The organism is Burkholderia sp. LA-2-3-30-S1-D2, assembly GCF_001523915.2.
GTDB lineage: Bacteria > Pseudomonadota > Gammaproteobacteria > Burkholderiales > Burkholderiaceae > Burkholderia > Burkholderia diffusa.
In genome coordinates this window covers 802,809-817,738 of record NZ_CP013385.1, presented here as the reverse complement: position 1 = coordinate 817,738, position 14,930 = coordinate 802,809, and the positions used below count along the sequence as shown (strand labels likewise).

The following is a 14,930-nucleotide window of genomic DNA, read 5'->3' as shown; positions in this document are numbered from 1 at the left end:
TGGACGGACCCGTGATGCAGGTGCCGGGTGCGACGAGATATCGGAGCGCTGGCGCGCACATCCGACCAACCGACGATTGCGTCGTGGTCGCGTCGCCTGGCTGCGAGTGTCGCATTGATTCGATCGGGCCGCAGGCCGGTTGTAAGCAGCCGCGGCTGGGCGGGGCGGGTGTGACCGCGCCCGGGGTTTCGAGGCTTTACCCTTCCACCCCATAAAAAGTCCTTGACTATCTATCTATGAGTAGATAAAGTTCGGTCCATGGAAACGAAACCGACCGTCCGTGAACAGATTCTCGACCACGCGATCACGCTGATGATGCTGCGCGGTTACAACGGCTTCAGCTATCGAGACCTGTCCGACTTGGTGGGCGTGAAGACGTCGAGCATCCACTACTACTTCCCGTCGAAGGACGACCTCGTGCTGGAAGCGGTGGTGGCCTACAGCGACGAAGTCCTCGCGGCCATGCGGGCGATCGATCCGGCGCTGCCGGCCGACGTGAAGCTGAGCCTGTACACGAAACTGTTCGGCCGGACGCTCGGCGACGGCAACCAGATTTGCCTGTGCGGGATGCTCGCGGCCGACATCGAATCGTTGCCGGAGAACGTGCGGCAGGCCGTGCAGGCGTTTTTCAAGGCCAACGAGAACTGGCTTGCGGAATTGCTGGCGCAGGGCGCGAAGGAACGCACGCTGCAGTTCAGCGGCAAGCCCGAAACGGCGGCGCGCACGTTGTACGCGGCGTTCCAGGGCAGCGTGCTGGCCAGTCGGCTATTTCACACCAGGGCGCGTCTCGAGGATGTCGAGGCCGTCTGGAAAGTCCGGTCCTGACGGGCGGGGCGAGCAGTCAGGCGGTTCGCCGCCTTTTGTCGGGTTTTGCTGTCTATCTTGTGGTAGATAGATTATCGGAGCAGGTGGATCGACCGCCTGCATTTTTTGGGGATGTTTATCTATCTATGAGTAGATAAACAAGCGTGATGCCGGCGGCAAGGCTTTCGGTACGCGGTCCCCGGGTTGGAAGGCTGCTTCACTCACTGGTTGAAAAGGAGTCTGTCATGTCGATCGAAAAAGTGCTGTACCGCGCCCATGCAAAAGCCACCGGCGGCCGCGACGGCCGTGCCACGGTGCCCGAAAGCGGCCTGGACCTGAAGCTGACGACGCCGCGCGAACTCGGCGGCGCGGGCGGCGCAGGCGCGAATCCCGAGCAACTGTTCGCGGCCGGCTATAGCGCGTGCTTCATCGGCGCGATGAAGTTCGTCGCGGCCCGCGACAAGATCGCGATCCCCGCGGACGCCGCCATCGAAGGCAGCGTTGGTATCGGCGCGATCCCGAACGGCTTCGGCATCGAAGTCGAACTGAAGATTTCGTTGCCGGGCCTCGATCGGGAGACCGCGCAAACGCTGATCGACCGCGCGCACATCGTCTGCCCGTACTCGAACGCGACGCGCGGCAACATCGATGTCACGCTCACGCTCGCCTGATAAATCGCACTGCGAACCATTAATCGTCATTCATCGGGTTGAACCCAGGAGTTTCATCATGAAGATCGTCAAGCCGCTGCTGGTCGCCGCCGCTGTTGCAGCCACGTTGTCCATCGCGTCCACCGCATTTGCCGCCGGCGCCGAAGCAGCTCGGCCCGATGTGGCGACGAGCGGGTTCCTCGCCGCGCTGAACGGCCAGAAGGGCCCCGGACTTGAAACGTTGAGCCCCGCGAAGGCACGCCAGGTGCTCGTCGACGCGCAGAACGGCGCGAAGGTCGACCTGCCAGGCGTCGACGTGTCGAACCGCACGATCGAGCAGGACGGCTTGTCGGTGCCGATCACGATCGTTCGCCCGCAGGGCGCGACGGGCACGCTGCCGGTGTTCATGTTCTTCCACGGCGGCGGCTGGATTCTCGGCGACTTCCCGACGCATGAACGCCTCGTGCGCGATCTCGTCGTGCAATCGGGCGCCGTCGCGGTGTTCGTGAACTACACGCCGTCGCCGGAAGCGCATTACCCGGTCGCGATCAATCAGGCGTACGCGGCGACAAAGTGGGTGGCCGCGCACGGCGCGGAGATCGGTGTCGACGGCAGCCGCCTCGCGGTGGTCGGCAACAGCGTCGGCGGGAACATGGCGGCCGTGGTGTCGCTGATGGCGAAGGACAAGGGCGGCCCCGCGATCCGCTTCCAGGGCCTGATGTGGCCCGTCACGGACCACAACTTCAATACGGGCTCGTACAACGCTTATCAGCAGGGTCACTTCCTGACGCGGCCGATGATGAAGTGGTTCTGGGACGCCTACACGAAGAACGAAGCGCAACGCAACGACATCTACGCGTCGCCGCTGCGCGCGAGCACCGTGCAGTTGAAGGGCCTGCCGCCCGCGCTGATCCAGGTCGCGCAGTTCGACGTGCTGCGCGACGAAGGCGAAGCGTACGGCCGCAAGCTCGATGCGGCCGGTGTCGATGCGACGACCACGCGTTACGACGGCACGATCCATGATTTCGGACTGCTGAACGCGCTGGCCGCGGATGCACCGACGAAGGCCGCGACGAAAGCGCTGGCGAATGAAATCGCGACGCGGCTGAAGTAACGCGGCGGGTGGCATTCGAATGCGAACGACGAAACGGCGGGCTCATGCCCGCCGTTTCTGCATGCGGCCGACGGGCGCGGTGAAACGCGGCACCACTGGCGTCCGGACCGGCGCTATCGCTCCTTCGTCTTGCCCGGTTCCGCCCGATCTCTTGCCTGATCCAACCAGATCGAAACGGTCGAAGGGGGATCGTGCGATCGCACCGTCGCGGCTGGTTGCGAGCATTGTTGATACGATCGCGCATATCGTCCACGTCGGCGCGGCACGCCGCCGGCAAATCGGTCGCGCGGCCGCCCGGTATCGCGACCACCTTCGGGAGAGCGGTTCATGCTGCAGGCGTTCGCGGTCTTGCTGACCTTCCAGTGTCTCGGGGAAGGGGTGTCCTATCTGTTCGGCCTGCCGGTGCCGGGCCCGGTGATCGGCATGTTGCTGCTGTTCGGCTTCGTGATGCTGCGCCCGCAGGTCGCCGACGCGATCGAGCCGACCGCGCTCGAGCTGCTGCGCCATCTGTCGCTGCTGTTCGTGCCGGCCGGCGTCGGCATCATGGTGTCGGCCGATCGCGTGCGCGGCGACGCGGTTGCGGTCGTCGTCGCGCTGGCGGTGAGCACGACGCTCGCGATCGCGGTGACGGCGCTCGTCACGCGTGCGCTGCTGCGGCGCCAGCGCCGCACGGGCGGTACCGCGGAGGGCACGCAATGACGGCCTTCCCGAAACTCGGCGCGATCTGGGTCTACCTCGCCGCCACGCCTCTGCTCGGCCTGACGATCACGTTGATCGCGTACCTGATTGCACAGGCCGTCTATGCACGCGCGCGCTTCAACCCGCTCGCGAACCCGGTGCTGATCGCGGTCGCGCTGATCGTCGTGCTGCTGACCATCACGCACACGCCGTATCCGACATATTTCGAGGGCGCGCAGTTCGTCCACTTCCTGCTCGGCCCGGCGACCGTTGCGCTGGCGCTGCCGCTGTATCGCCAGTGGGCGAAGTTGCGGCGCAGCGCGGTGCCGCTGCTCGTCGGGCTGCTGGCGGGCTCGCTGACCGCGATCGTGTCGGCGGTCGGCATCGCCGCGCTGTTTGGCGCGTCGCACCAGACGATCGCGTCGCTTGCGCCGAAATCAGCGACCACGCCGATCGCGATGGCCGTCGCGCAGGAAATCGGCGGGATTCCGTCGCTGACCGCCGTGCTGGTGATCTCGACCGGAATTTTCGGCGCCGTGTGCGCCCGTGCGATCCTGAACGCGCTGCGCATCGAGGAGCCGGCGGTGCGCGGTTTCGCGCTCGGTGTCGCGTCGCACGGGATCGGCACCGCGCGCGCGTTCCAGGTCAGCGAGGAGGCCGGCGCGTTCGCGGGCCTCGGGATGGGGCTGAACGGCGTGCTGACCGCATTCGTCGTGCCGATCCTGCTGCCGGTGCTGTCGCGCTGGATCTGAGCGGCGGCGGGTGCTGGCCACGCGCGATGCTATCGGTTTCCCTGATGGCACGTGCGCCGCGCCGTCTGGCCGTGCGCCTGCCGCGCATGTATCGTTGCCGTTATCAGGAGAATTCAGGAACCGGCACGGACATTTGCGCAGCGATCGGCTAACGTTGCATCGGCGCCGTGGTCGCACGCCGATGTCCGTCGCGTGCGTGCCGGCGTTCGACCCACAACCAACAATCGACAAGGAGATCCGGCCATGACGAAGTCTCGCGTGGTTTCGGTGGCAGTGGCAGTAACGGCGTCGTTCGGTCTGCTGTTGACCGCCGCGCCGGCGGCATACGCGCAGGATCCGGCGTCCGCACCGACGCAGAAGCAGCTCGACAAGGCGCGGAAGAAGGCAGCCCGCAAGGCGGCCCGCGCGCGCCACGCGAAGGACCTGAAGGCGATCGGCACGGGCACCGGCTACCGGCTGACCAACGATCAGAGCAACTATCCGCAGAACGCGGTCGAGAAGGCGCCCGCGACGAAGGCGGCGCCCGCTGCTCCCGCCGCGCCGGCATCGGGCCAGTAACGGCCGGCGTTCGCGCGACGGAAAACGGCGCCGGGTCGACCGGCGCCGTTCGTTCTCGAGCGCGCCGTGGTCCCGGGGCTTTCCGGGACGGACGGCACCCGCGTTACGACGCGAGCTTCGCGGCGAGTTCCGCGACGTGCTTGCCCTGGTAGCGCGCGATGTCGAGTTCGTTCGCGCTCGGCTGGCGGCTGCCGTCCGCGCCCGCGAGCGTCGTCGCGCCGTACGGCGTGCCGCCCGTGATTTCGTTCATGTTGACGAGCCCGCTGCACGCATAGGGCACGCCCACGATCACCATCCCGTGGTGCAGGAGCGTCGTGTGGAACGACGTGATGGTCGTTTCCTGGCCGCCGTGCTGCGTGCCGGTCGATGCGAACACGCTGCCGATCTTGCCGACGAGCGCACCCTTCATCCACAGGCCGCCGGTCTGGTCGAGGAACGTGCGCATCTGGCCGGCCATGTTGCCGAAGCGGGTCGGCGTGCCGAAGATGATCGCGTCGTAGCCCGCGAGTTCGTCCACGGTGGCGACGGGTGCGGCCTGGTCGACCTTGACGCCGATCGCCTTCGCCTGGTCGACAGGAATGGTTTCAGGCACGCGCTTGAGCGTGACCTCGACGCCGGGCACCGACTTCGCGCCTTCCGCGACGTGCTGCGCCATCGTTTCGATGTGCCCGTAGGACGAGTAGTAGAGAACGAGTACCTTAGCCATGTTGCGAATCTCCGATTAAGAAGGCCCCGCGTTCAGCGGGGCCCGATGTTCCGAACGGGCGTCATGCCCACTCGGCCGTCACTTCGACCGGACGCAGGTCGAATACCAGCACTTCGGCATCCTTGCCGTCCGCGAACGTCAGCACCTGCTCGTCGCGGATACGTGCGCCGTCGCCTTCGCCGAGCGTCACGCCGTTGACCGTCACGCTGCCGCGTGCGACATGCACGTAGGCGAAGCGGTCCGGTGCGAGTTCGAGCGTTGCGCGTTCGTCACCATCGAACAGGCCCGCGTAGATCCGCGTGTCCTGGCGGATCTTCAGCGAACCGCCGTTACCGTCGGGCGACACGATCGGCGTGAGCTTGCCGCGCTTGTCCTCTGCCGCGACGTTCGTCTGCTGATAGCGCGGCTCGGCACCTTTCTCGGCCGGCCCGACCCAGATCTGCAGGAAGTGGACGGGCGTCTCGTGCGAGTGGTTGAACTCGCTGTGACGCACGCCGGTACCCGCGCTCATCAGCTGGACGTCGCCCGGCACGATCACCGATCCGGTGCCCATCGAATCCTTGTGCTCCAGCGCGCCATCGAGTACGTACGACAGGATTTCCATGTCGCGGTGCGGGTGCGTGCCGAAGCCGCGGCCCGGCGCGACGCGGTCGTCGTTGATCACCAGCAGGTCGGAGAAGCCGACTTGCTTCGGGTCGTAGTAATTCGCGAAAGAAAACGTGTGACGGGAGCTGAGCCAGCCATGCTCGGCACGGCCACGTTGGTTTGCTGCACGAGTCTCGATCATGATTTTTTCCTGGATGTCGCCGGACCTCGGAAGTGGGGCCGGCCGTTCGTTGAGATGAATCTTAGGTCAATCGATTTGACAAATAAATGGCTGTAGAGATAATGACTGTCACTTTGGAGTAGACAATATGGAACTCAACGACCTGAGGATCTTCGTTGCGACTGTCGATGCGGGCAGCTTCACGGCGGCGGCCGATCAACTCATGCTGTCCAAGCAGTTCGTGAGCCGGCGCACGATGGCGCTTGAGGCAGCGCTCGGCGTGCGCTTGCTGCATCGCAATACGCGCAATCTCGCGGTCACGGAATCGGGGCAGGAGTTCTATGCGCGCGCGCAGCGGATCCTCGCCGAGGTCGCCGACGCCGAGCAGGCGATGTCGGTGCGCAGCACCGAGTTGCACGGCTCGCTGAAGATCAGCGCGCCGCTGTCGTTCGGGATCACGCACGTGTCGCCGCTGATCGCCGAATTCCTGTCCGCGCATCCGGCCGTGCGGCTCAACGTCGACCTGACCGACCGGCGTGTCGACCTGATCGGCGAGGGTTTCGATCTTGTGCTGCGGATCGGCACGCTCGAGGATTCGACGCTGATCGCGCGCCCGCTCGGCGCGTGGGAGATGATCGCGTGCGCGAGCCCCGCTTACCTGAAGCGGCAGGGCACGCCCGCGACGCCGGCCGACCTCGCCGGCCACACGTGTCTGATGTATGGGCGCGAGCGGCGCGTCGGCTGGGAATTCCGGGTCGACGGCGCGGCGCGCACGTTCGATGTGCAGGGGCCGCTCGTCGCGAACAACGGCGAAGTCGTGCGCGACGCGGCGATCGCGGGGCTCGGCATCGCGCTGCTGCCGCATTTCATCGTCGGCGCGGCGCTCGACAGCGGCGCGCTCGTGCCGGTGCTCGACGCGTATGCGCCGTCGCCGATCACGCTGAACGCGGTGTTTCCACAACATCGGGAAGGGTTCGTCACGCTGCGCACGTTCATCGGGTTTCTGGCGGAGCGGCTGGGCGGGCGCGGGTAGCGGGCGCGCGGTATGCGTTGGATGGCGTTTTTTTGACCCGACGAAGGAGACGTTGCGCGCGCGGTGGAAGTCGCGACGGCTTTCGTCGAGCGGCATGGCGAGTGGCGTGAGCTCGTCGGCGGCCGCCATGCGGGCCCGTGCGTCGAGCGCGGTGATGGTCTCGTTTCGGCGCTCGTGTGCCGGTGTCGGATGGTTTTCCATTCGCTCGCGCGCGGTGCCGCGCGACGATTGATCGGCGGCGCGCATTCGCGTTAGGCTTCGCCGGGGGCGACGGCCGGCAGTGCATGCCGGGCCGGGTGTTTTTACCGCGAATCGCATCGAGCACGTAGCTTCTACTCACCGCCATTCACGACGAGTCCAGTCCAATGACAATGAAGAATCGATCGAATGCTCGCGCGGGCGAGCGAGGGCAAGCCACGCTTCACCGCTGGCATGCGCGGCGCGCGAATCTGCGATACGTCATGATGTTTGCAGTGCTTACGATCTCGCCGATGGCCGCGCATGCGGCCGGCTTCGATTGCGCGAAAGCCGCTTCGCCGACCGAAAAGGCCATCTGTGCGGACGCCGGGCTGTCGTCGCTCGACGGCGAACTGGCGGCTGCGTGGAAGAAGGCGCTCGCGAAAGGCGGCGATACGGCCGCGCTGAAGGCCGCGCAGCTGAAATGGCTCAAGCAGCGCGATCGCTGCGGCAACGATGCGCCGTGCCTCGGCGACCGCTATCGCGAGCGGCTCGCGAGCCTGAACGGCACACCGCTTGCCCCCGATCGGTGGCAGCAGACGTGGTATCGCGACAGCGCGAACCCGTCGTTCGGCGGCGTGCTGACGTTCACCGGCACGGCACCGCGTCTTCACTTCGAATTGGGCGGCAACAACGGCGCGAATACCGGCGGTCTCAGCGGCGATATCGAACTGCACGGCGACAGTGGCACGTTTCGCCAGGATCGATGCCGGCTCGATTTCAGCCGCAAGGGCGGGCACTTGAAGGTCGCGCAGCAGGGCGGCGATGCCGATTGCGGCGCCGGTGCGGGCGTTGTGTATTCGGGTGACTACGTGACGGCGTCGAAGGCGCAGGCGAGTCAGGCGCCGGATCTCGTGACCCTGAAGGTGCTGGCCGATGCGCGGGAGAACGCGATCGCGCACAAGCTGCTCGGCGCCGATTATCAGACGCTCGTCGACACGGTCAATTCCAGCGCGGACGAACAGGATCTCGACGGCCTGAATGCCGGCGTGAAGTCGTACTGGGTACGCGGCATCGCGACGACGAACGCCGCAATCGTGATGCGCCGGGGTACCGATCTGTGGATCGGTCTGCTCGTGTTCGATGCGCAAGACAAGGTGCGGATGCGCTATTACACCAGCGCGCCGGCGTGGAAAAAGACCGTGCCGAAGACCATTCGCGCATGGCACGACAATCTCGACAAGACGCTGCCGGTCGATTTGATGTGATCCGGCAGCCTGGCGCGCCGGCCGATGTGCCCGGCCGCAATAATGTGTTTGTTGCGTGACAATTGTCCACTACATAGCGACAGCCAATCTTGTTTCGGCGGATTGATGATTTCCGGTGAGACAGTAGACTGCACCCGTGCTTCGCCAGAACCGCACCGCAGCGCGCCACGACGGCGCGACCGGACGGATTCTTCGGCAGCGGGCCGGCTGGCCCGCAGTTCGATCGTGCGAGGCGGGTTCGTTGCCGATCCGTGGGTTCGCCGTTGCGGCGGCCATCGGCACCGAATGCGTCAAACCGTCAATTCAAGGTGATTGCTATGCGTTACGTTTCGCTGGAGTCGAAGAAGGACGAGCTGCTGCTGGCGGCTCGCGTGCTGATGATGATCCTGTTCGTGCTGTTCGGCTGGCAGAAGCTGAACGGCTTCTCGGGCACGGTCGCGTACATGGCATCGACGGGCGCACCGTCGCCCGAGCTGTCGGCGGTGATCGCGGTGGCGGTCGAGCTGCTCGGCGGCGCGCTGATCGCGGTCGGGTTCTATACGCGTCCGCTCGCGCTGGTGTTCGCGGTCTATACGCTCGCGACCGCGTTGATCGGGCATCGCTACTGGGCGCTGCAGGGCATGGACCAATACCTCGCGATGATCAACTTCTACAAGAACATCAGCATCATCGGCGGCCTGCTGTTGCTCGCGGTGAGCGGGCCGGGGCGCTATTCGTTCGACCGGAAGTAAGCGGGCGCGAGGCTTCGTGCCGCACGACGGGCCCGGTGCGCGGAATCGCGCACCGGGCCTTGTTTTCATCGATCGCACGTCATCGACGTGCGATCGAAATCGACATCGGCCGCATGTTCTCGTATAGATTGGGGGCCCTCATCCCCTTTCATCGTTGGCTACCGTGTCGCATCCGACCATCCTCCTCATCGGCGCGTCCGGCCTGCTCGGCCGCGCGGTTGCCGCATCGCTGTCCCGCGAATCGTCGCTGACGCTGATCGGAACGATCCGCAATCCGGACACCGCGGGCGCACGGCGGCTCGCTTTGCCGCCGGAAAACGTCGTCCGGCTCGACGCGCTCGATCAGCCGGCGCTCGAACACCTCTTTGCAACCCGTCGCCCGGCCGCCGTGATCATCTGTGCTGCCGAACGTCGGCCGGATGTCTGTGAACGCGACCCCGCGGCCGCGCGTGCGATCAACATCGACGCACCGGCCCGCATCGGCGCGCTCGCCGCGCGCTACGGCACGTGGACGCTCGGCATCTCCACCGACTATGTATTTGACGGCAAGGCTGCGCCGTACCGCGAAGACGCCGCGCCGAACCCGTTGAACATCTACGGCCGTACCAAGCTGGAAGGCGAGGCCGCATTGCTCGCCGCATCGCCGCTTGCCTGCGTGCTGCGGCTGCCGTTGCTCTACGGCCCGATTGTCGACTGGCGCGAGTCGGCCGTCACGAGCCTCGTGCCGGCGATCGTCGCGTCCGCGCGACCGGGCGCGGACGCAGTCGGGATGGACGCATGGGCGATCCGCTATCCGACCTACACGCCCGACGTCGCGGCGGTCATCCGCGACCTGACGCTGCGCCATCTCGCGGGCTCGCCCGTCACGGGCATCCGTCATTGGTCGGGCGAGGTGCCGATGACAAAGTACGACATCGCGCAGCGGATCGCGGCCGCGCTCGGCGTCGACGCGGCGCTCGCGCCGATCGACACGCCGGCCGATGCGACGCCGCGTCCGTACGATTGCCACCTGGATGCGTCGCGCGTGCGCGCACTCGGGATCGATCATGCGACGCCGTTCGCGACAGGGCTGCAAGCCGTGCTGCGCGACGCGCCGCGGCTGCCGTAAGCGCGTCGGGTTGCATGGTGTGGCGTCGCACCGCGATGCCGCGACGCGTGGCAGCGGCCGCTCATCGCCGGTGCAAGGCAAGCACTCCGCCGCGCAACATTCCCGTTTGGCGGGAAGCGTCGGGGCCGCGTGGCGGTGCGTCCGCTTCGTCGATGCCCTGACGCATTCGAAAAATCACGAGAGCAAGAGAGGGCCCATCGTGACGTGTCTTCGTCTCGGATGCGATCGCGCGCGCGACCTCGCGCGTGCCCGTTCCGGGCGAGGCCGACAGCTTTCTTGCCGCGTCGCCCGGAGAAGTGGGACGTTACGTCATCCATATCGATGTCGACACGTTCCATGCGCTGCGACTCGACGAGCCCGGATTTTCCGCAGCCGGATTCACAAGACTGCGAACCGCGTGCGACCGTCTTCGGTCCGCGCCGACAATGCGACCCAGGCGACGATGCTGAATGACATGGCCGACGTCGGTGTGTCGCCGATCGCGTTCAGCGAACCGCTCGCGCGGCGGGCGCCCGTGTCTCGCGCTCGACTGGCTGTCCGACCGCTAGCGAGTCGATGCGCGCGGCAGCGACTCGCCGCTGCATCACTACACGCACGCGTGCAGCTTCGGCACGCAAACCGTCGCACCGGCGTCGACGCTCGCCGGCTGGCGCAGACAAGTGTGCGCCGGACCGCAAAAGTCCTCGAACATGACGGATGCGCACTGCTATCATTCGCGCCATGCCGCGCCTGTGCCCGGGTGCGGCGCCAGGTGGCGAGGAGGTCGCCACCGATGGCTCGCCGCGCGCTTGGACGCGGCGCGTCATATGTTGCGTGCCGATCCCGTGCGGTTTTCGACGACGGCGTGGCGTCCGGCACACTTCGAAAATCTTACAGATCCGGGCCAACGAGTCACATATCGCAACACCGATTGACGGAACTTCGTGATAGGTTCGGCCATCGGAGGTTTTTTGAATAAAAACATGCCCAAAGAGGATGAATACATGACCCAGGCTCTGCGGGATCTCGAAGCACAACTTCGGGACCTGAACATCAAGCTGTCGGAAGCCAAGCAGAAGGAGAAGCAAGCCGCGCTCGCGGCATTCAAGGAGCAGGTCGAGTTGTTGGGCATCTCGCAGCAGGAAGTGCTGAGCGCCCTCGGCTACATCGTCCAGCGAAAACGCAAGGCGCCTGCCAAGTATTACGATCCGACGACCGGCCGTTCGTGGTCGGGCCGTGGCCCGCGACCCAAATGGCTCGATGGCAAGGATCTCGATACGCTGCTCGTCGATCGCGAAGCCAAGACCTGGTGGCCCGGCGACGATCAGGGCTGAGGCTGCACCGCACCGGCACCGCTCCGGTGTCGTTCGACCCGCGCCGGAGGCGACGTCGGCCTCGCAACACCCGCTTCATCGCGTTCTTTTGGTGTCCCGCCTGACTGCGGGATCGCTGGCTTCAATATCTTTCAGATTCATTTCATGTGCTGCCTGCTTCCATTCCCGGAAGCGGGCAGCGCGGCGCTTTCCGCGTGCGCGTCCGGCGCCCGTCATGCGCGGGAACAGGCTTTAGAATGTCGCCCGGACATTTCCGGCAGGACACCATGGCAGCAAACATGAAATCTTCGGCGCTTGGCGATCCGGCGGCGCCGCGCGACGAGCAGGTCGGGGCGTACGCGTGGAAGGCGCTGGCCGGTTCGGCGATCGGCTATGCGATGGACGGCTTCGACCTGCTGATCCTCGGCTTCATGCTGCCGGCGATCACGGCGGCATTGCAGCTGACGCCCGGGCAGGGCGGCGCGCTCGTCACGTGGACGCTGATCGGCGCCGTCGCGGGCGGCATTCTGTTCGGTGCCCTGAGCGATCGTTACGGCCGCGTGCGCGTACTGACCTGGACGATCATGCTGTTCGCGGTCTTCACCGGCCTGTGCGCGTTCGCTCAGGGTTTCCGGGATCTGCTCGTGTATCGGACCATCGCGGGCATCGGCCTCGGCGGCGAGTTCGGAATCGGCATGGCGCTCGCGGCCGAAGCGTGGCCGGCGAGCAAGCGGGCACGCGTCTCGTGCTACGTCGCGCTCGGCTGGCAGGCCGGCGTGCTGCTCGCCGCGCTGCTGACGCCGATGCTGCTGCTCCATGTCGGCTGGCGCGGGATGTTCGTGGTCGGCGTGCTGCCCGCGCTACTCGCGTGGATGCTGCGCAACCGGCTGCACGAACCGGAAGTCTTCGTGCAGCGCGCGACGCGGCCGCGCGCCAACGCGTTCCGGATGCTCGTCGCCGACGCCCGCACCGCGCGCACGAGTCTCGGCATCGTGATCCTGTGCTCGGTCCAGAACTTCGGCTACTACGGGATCATGATCTGGCTGCCGACCTTTCTGTCGAAGCAGATGGGCTTCTCGCTGACGAAGTCGGGGTTGTGGACGGCGGCGACCGTCGTCGGGATGATGATCGGCGTCTGGGTGTTCGGGCAGCTCGCCGATCGCATCGGCCGCAAGCCGACGTTCCTGCTGTACCAGCTCGGTTCGGTCGTGACGGTCATCGTGTACGCGCGGCTGTCGGATCCGACGGCGATGCTGTGGGCCGGCGCGCTGATGGGGATGTTCGTCAACGGGATGGTCGGCGGCTACGGCACGCTGATGTCCGAAGGCTATCCGACCGCCGCGCGCGCGACCGCGCAGAACGTGCTGTGGAACATCGGTCGCGCGGTCGGCGGCTTCGGGCCGGTGGCGGTTGGCGCGCTGGCCGCGCACTACTCGTACCAGACGGCGATCGCGCTGCTCGCCGGCCTCTACGTGCTCGACATGGTCGCGACGCTGTTCCTGATCCCGGAACTCAAGGGCGTCGAACTCGAATGATGCTGCGCGGCGCGCGCCGGGTTTCGCGACCCGGCGCCGCGGCACGGTTCAATTCAATTTCATCACCGGAATTCACGATGCAACGCAACAACCGAACGATCGGCGTGATGGGCTCGGGCAAGGAACCATGGCTCGCGTTTTCCGAGCCGCTCGGCGCATGGCTCGCGCAGGCCGGCTTCAACCTGCTGACGGGTGGCGGCCAGGGCGTGATGCTGGCGGTCGCGCGCGCATTCGTCGGCGTGCCGGGGCGGGCCGGCCGGTCGATCGGCATCGTGCCGACGCAGGCCGATCCGCACGCGGGCTTCGTGCCGCTCGACGGCTATCCGCATCCGTTCGTCGAGATCCCGATCCTCACGCCGCTGCCGCGCCGCGAACCGGGCGCCGATCCGCACACCATCAACCGGAACTACGTGAACGTGCTGAGCAGCGACCTGATCGTCGCGCTGCCCGGCGGGCACGGGACGGCCGAGGAGATCGCGCTCGCGCAGCGCTGGCGCAAGCCGCTCATCTGCCTCGGGCCGGACGGCGAGTTTCGGGAACGCGCCGCGGGCGCGAAGTGCACGTCGTCGCTCGACGACGTGATCCGGTTCATCGACGTAACGTTCGCTGCGGCGTTGCCGCATGCGGAGCGGGCGCAGGGATAGTGGCCGTGGCCGTCGCGCCGTTGCCCGACGCGAGCTGCCCCGTCAGCGCCCGGTCTTCAGTTGCGCCCACAACTGGTTCTGGAGCCGGCGAATCTCGGGCGGCATCGGCTTGAGCACCGTCATCTTGCTCAGTACCTCGTCGGCCGGATAGACCGACGGATCGCGCGCGATCGCGGGCTTCACGAAGGATGTCTCAGGATTTTCCCTAGTCATTCGAGTGCCGATGGGTTCGGTCGGCGAATATGAGTGCACGGGTCGTGCGTGACGCGAGCCGGTCGGAATGCCGCTGAAGTGATGAGAATATTCGACAGATTGCCGGGCGGCATTTGCCGCATGCGCGGCTCGCGCGCGAAGTCGCGAATATCGGCCGCGACGCGAAGAAATACGTGTGCAGTCGTCAAGCGACCCGGATCCCCAGATTCTCGATCAGCATCGCGGCCTGGTCATACGAGATGGTCGCGCCGCGCAGCACGCCCGACGCGAGCAGCTTCGGCGTGCCGCCGAGCTCCACGTCGCGCAGGTCGGCTCCATCGAACCGTACATCGTTCAGATGCGCGTTGCGCAGGCTGCCGCCTTCGAACACGGCGTCGCGAAAGTCCGTGCCGGCGAGATCGGCATCCGAGAAGTCGAGCGCCACGAGCCGCGTCTTCCGGAACGAGAAACGGCGCAGGCTCGCGCCGACCAGCAGCGTGTTCGAGAATTCGATGCCGAGCGACTTGCATTCCTCGAAGTCGGCGCCGGTGAGCCTGCATTCGTCGAAGCGTGCGGAGCCGAGCTTGCTGCGGCGCCAGCTCGTGTTGTTGAGATCGCAGGACTGAAACTGCGCGTCCTCGAGATCGGCCGACGCGAAGCTCGCCTGGCGCGCGCGGCAGCGAATCCACGCGGTCTGCGCGAGCGTCGCGCCGACGAACGACGCTTCCGCGAGCGCGCAGCGCTCGAACCGCACGCCGCGCAAATCGAGCCGCGACAGGTCCGCGCCTTCGAGGTCGCAGTCTTCGAGACGAATCGGCGCGGGCGAGCCTTCGACGAGAAGCAGCAAGTCGGCGCGATCGAGTGTTCGGCCGGAGACGGAAGCTCCGCAAGTCGTCATGGGGAAATCCAGTGTGAGTTGAAA

General features: G+C 66.3%; 16 protein-coding genes and 1 pseudogene. 13 read left to right on the top strand and 4 right to left on the bottom strand.

Annotation, left to right across the window (positions count from 1 at the left end; translation table 11 throughout):
* The first annotated feature begins 258 nt into the window (after positions 1 to 258).
* The 6 genes from WS66_RS32815 (at position 259) to WS66_RS32790 (ending at position 4,556) form a co-directional block, all read left to right on the top strand.
* Complete coding sequence (locus WS66_RS32815; RefSeq protein WP_059600719.1) at positions 259 to 825, top strand: TetR/AcrR family transcriptional regulator; 567 nt, start codon at positions 259 to 261, stop codon at positions 823 to 825.
* Positions 826 to 1,049: 224 nt separating this feature from the next.
* Positions 1,050 to 1,475, top strand: coding sequence for an organic hydroperoxide resistance protein (locus WS66_RS32810; protein WP_059449252.1), 426 nt, complete (start codon positions 1,050 to 1,052; stop codon positions 1,473 to 1,475).
* A 58-nt stretch (positions 1,476 to 1,533) separates the two neighbouring features.
* Positions 1,534 to 2,568, top strand: coding sequence for an alpha/beta hydrolase (locus tag WS66_RS32805; RefSeq protein WP_059600716.1), 1,035 nt, complete (start codon positions 1,534 to 1,536; stop codon positions 2,566 to 2,568).
* 327 nt (positions 2,569 to 2,895) lie between these two features.
* A complete protein-coding gene (locus WS66_RS32800) occupies positions 2,896 to 3,267 on the top strand; it encodes a CidA/LrgA family protein (protein WP_059600713.1) in 372 nt (123 codons plus the stop codon).
* Positions 3,264 to 3,998, top strand: coding sequence for an LrgB family protein (locus WS66_RS32795; protein ID WP_059600710.1), 735 nt, complete (start codon positions 3,264 to 3,266; stop codon positions 3,996 to 3,998). Before WS66_RS32800 ends, WS66_RS32795 begins: the two co-directional genes overlap by 4 nt.
* A gap of 243 nt (positions 3,999 to 4,241) precedes the next feature.
* On the top strand, positions 4,242 to 4,556 hold the full coding sequence (locus WS66_RS32790; protein ID WP_059600707.1) for a hypothetical protein: 315 nt from the start codon (positions 4,242 to 4,244) through the stop codon (positions 4,554 to 4,556).
* Between the two features lie 103 nt (positions 4,557 to 4,659).
* Here the strand turns inward: WS66_RS32790 and wrbA are convergent, their stop codons facing one another.
* Positions 4,660 to 5,262 (bottom strand): NAD(P)H:quinone oxidoreductase, encoded by a 603-nt coding sequence (gene wrbA / locus WS66_RS32785; RefSeq protein ID WP_059600705.1) that lies wholly within the window; start codon positions 5,260 to 5,262, stop codon positions 4,660 to 4,662.
* A gap of 61 nt (positions 5,263 to 5,323) precedes the next feature.
* Complete coding sequence (locus WS66_RS32780) at positions 5,324 to 6,049, bottom strand: pirin family protein (protein ID WP_059600702.1); 726 nt, start codon at positions 6,047 to 6,049, stop codon at positions 5,324 to 5,326.
* Between the two features lie 127 nt (positions 6,050 to 6,176).
* On the opposite strand from WS66_RS32780, the gene WS66_RS32775 reads away from it, so the two are divergent.
* The 7 genes from WS66_RS32775 (at position 6,177) to WS66_RS32740 (ending at position 13,816) form a co-directional block, all read left to right on the top strand.
* A complete protein-coding gene (locus WS66_RS32775; protein ID WP_059600699.1) occupies positions 6,177 to 7,061 on the top strand; it encodes a LysR family transcriptional regulator in 885 nt (294 codons plus the stop codon).
* 461 nt (positions 7,062 to 7,522) lie between these two features.
* Positions 7,523 to 8,506 (top strand): lysozyme inhibitor LprI family protein, encoded by a 984-nt coding sequence (locus tag WS66_RS32765; RefSeq protein ID WP_236872999.1) that lies wholly within the window; start codon positions 7,523 to 7,525, stop codon positions 8,504 to 8,506.
* Between the two features lie 317 nt (positions 8,507 to 8,823).
* Complete coding sequence (locus WS66_RS32760) at positions 8,824 to 9,237, top strand: DoxX family protein (protein ID WP_059600691.1); 414 nt, start codon at positions 8,824 to 8,826, stop codon at positions 9,235 to 9,237.
* 163 nt (positions 9,238 to 9,400) lie between these two features.
* On the top strand, positions 9,401 to 10,345 hold the full coding sequence (locus WS66_RS32755) for a dTDP-4-dehydrorhamnose reductase family protein (protein WP_059600689.1): 945 nt from the start codon (positions 9,401 to 9,403) through the stop codon (positions 10,343 to 10,345).
* A gap of 983 nt (positions 10,346 to 11,328) precedes the next feature.
* Entirely contained in the window at positions 11,329 to 11,658 is a 330-nt protein-coding gene (locus WS66_RS32750; protein ID WP_059600686.1) for an H-NS histone family protein, read from the top strand.
* Positions 11,659 to 11,924: 266 nt separating this feature from the next.
* Positions 11,925 to 13,172, top strand: a complete 1,248-nt coding sequence (locus tag WS66_RS32745) for an MFS transporter (RefSeq protein WP_059600685.1) — start codon at positions 11,925 to 11,927, stop codon at positions 13,170 to 13,172.
* Between the two features lie 77 nt (positions 13,173 to 13,249).
* The gene (locus WS66_RS32740) at positions 13,250 to 13,816 is read left to right on the top strand and encodes a hypothetical protein (RefSeq protein WP_059600683.1); all 567 of its coding nucleotides are present in this window, start codon (positions 13,250 to 13,252) and stop codon (positions 13,814 to 13,816) included.
* 42 nt (positions 13,817 to 13,858) lie between these two features.
* On the opposite strand, the pseudogene WS66_RS32735 reads toward WS66_RS32740, so the two are convergent.
* A pseudogene (locus WS66_RS32735) lies at positions 13,859 to 14,002 on the bottom strand (polyamine ABC transporter substrate-binding protein); the annotation flags it as partial.
* A gap of 211 nt (positions 14,003 to 14,213) precedes the next feature.
* Complete coding sequence (locus WS66_RS32730; RefSeq protein ID WP_059600681.1) at positions 14,214 to 14,906, bottom strand: pentapeptide repeat-containing protein; 693 nt, start codon at positions 14,904 to 14,906, stop codon at positions 14,214 to 14,216.
* Positions 14,907 to 14,930 lie beyond the last annotated feature (24 nt).

Coding starts and splice junctions, on each gene's coding strand:
- WS66_RS32815 (WP_059600719.1), top strand. CDS start 259: ATGGAAACGAAACCGACCGTCCGTGAACAGATTCTCGACCACGCGATC.
- WS66_RS32810 (WP_059449252.1), top strand. CDS start 1,050: ATGTCGATCGAAAAAGTGCTGTACCGCGCCCATGCAAAAGCCACCGGC.
- WS66_RS32805 (WP_059600716.1), top strand. CDS start 1,534: ATGAAGATCGTCAAGCCGCTGCTGGTCGCCGCCGCTGTTGCAGCCACG.
- WS66_RS32800 (WP_059600713.1), top strand. CDS start 2,896: ATGCTGCAGGCGTTCGCGGTCTTGCTGACCTTCCAGTGTCTCGGGGAA.
- WS66_RS32795 (WP_059600710.1), top strand. CDS start 3,264: ATGACGGCCTTCCCGAAACTCGGCGCGATCTGGGTCTACCTCGCCGCC.
- WS66_RS32790 (WP_059600707.1), top strand. CDS start 4,242: ATGACGAAGTCTCGCGTGGTTTCGGTGGCAGTGGCAGTAACGGCGTCG.
- wrbA (WP_059600705.1), bottom strand. CDS start 5,262: ATGGCTAAGGTACTCGTTCTCTACTACTCGTCCTACGGGCACATCGAA.
- WS66_RS32780 (WP_059600702.1), bottom strand. CDS start 6,049: ATGATCGAGACTCGTGCAGCAAACCAACGTGGCCGTGCCGAGCATGGC.
- WS66_RS32775 (WP_059600699.1), top strand. CDS start 6,177: ATGGAACTCAACGACCTGAGGATCTTCGTTGCGACTGTCGATGCGGGC.
- WS66_RS32765 (WP_236872999.1), top strand. CDS start 7,523: ATGATGTTTGCAGTGCTTACGATCTCGCCGATGGCCGCGCATGCGGCC.
- WS66_RS32760 (WP_059600691.1), top strand. CDS start 8,824: ATGCGTTACGTTTCGCTGGAGTCGAAGAAGGACGAGCTGCTGCTGGCG.
- WS66_RS32750 (WP_059600686.1), top strand. CDS start 11,329: ATGACCCAGGCTCTGCGGGATCTCGAAGCACAACTTCGGGACCTGAAC.
- WS66_RS32745 (WP_059600685.1), top strand. CDS start 11,925: ATGGCAGCAAACATGAAATCTTCGGCGCTTGGCGATCCGGCGGCGCCG.
- WS66_RS32740 (WP_059600683.1), top strand. CDS start 13,250: ATGCAACGCAACAACCGAACGATCGGCGTGATGGGCTCGGGCAAGGAA.
- WS66_RS32730 (WP_059600681.1), bottom strand. CDS start 14,906: ATGACGACTTGCGGAGCTTCCGTCTCCGGCCGAACACTCGATCGCGCC.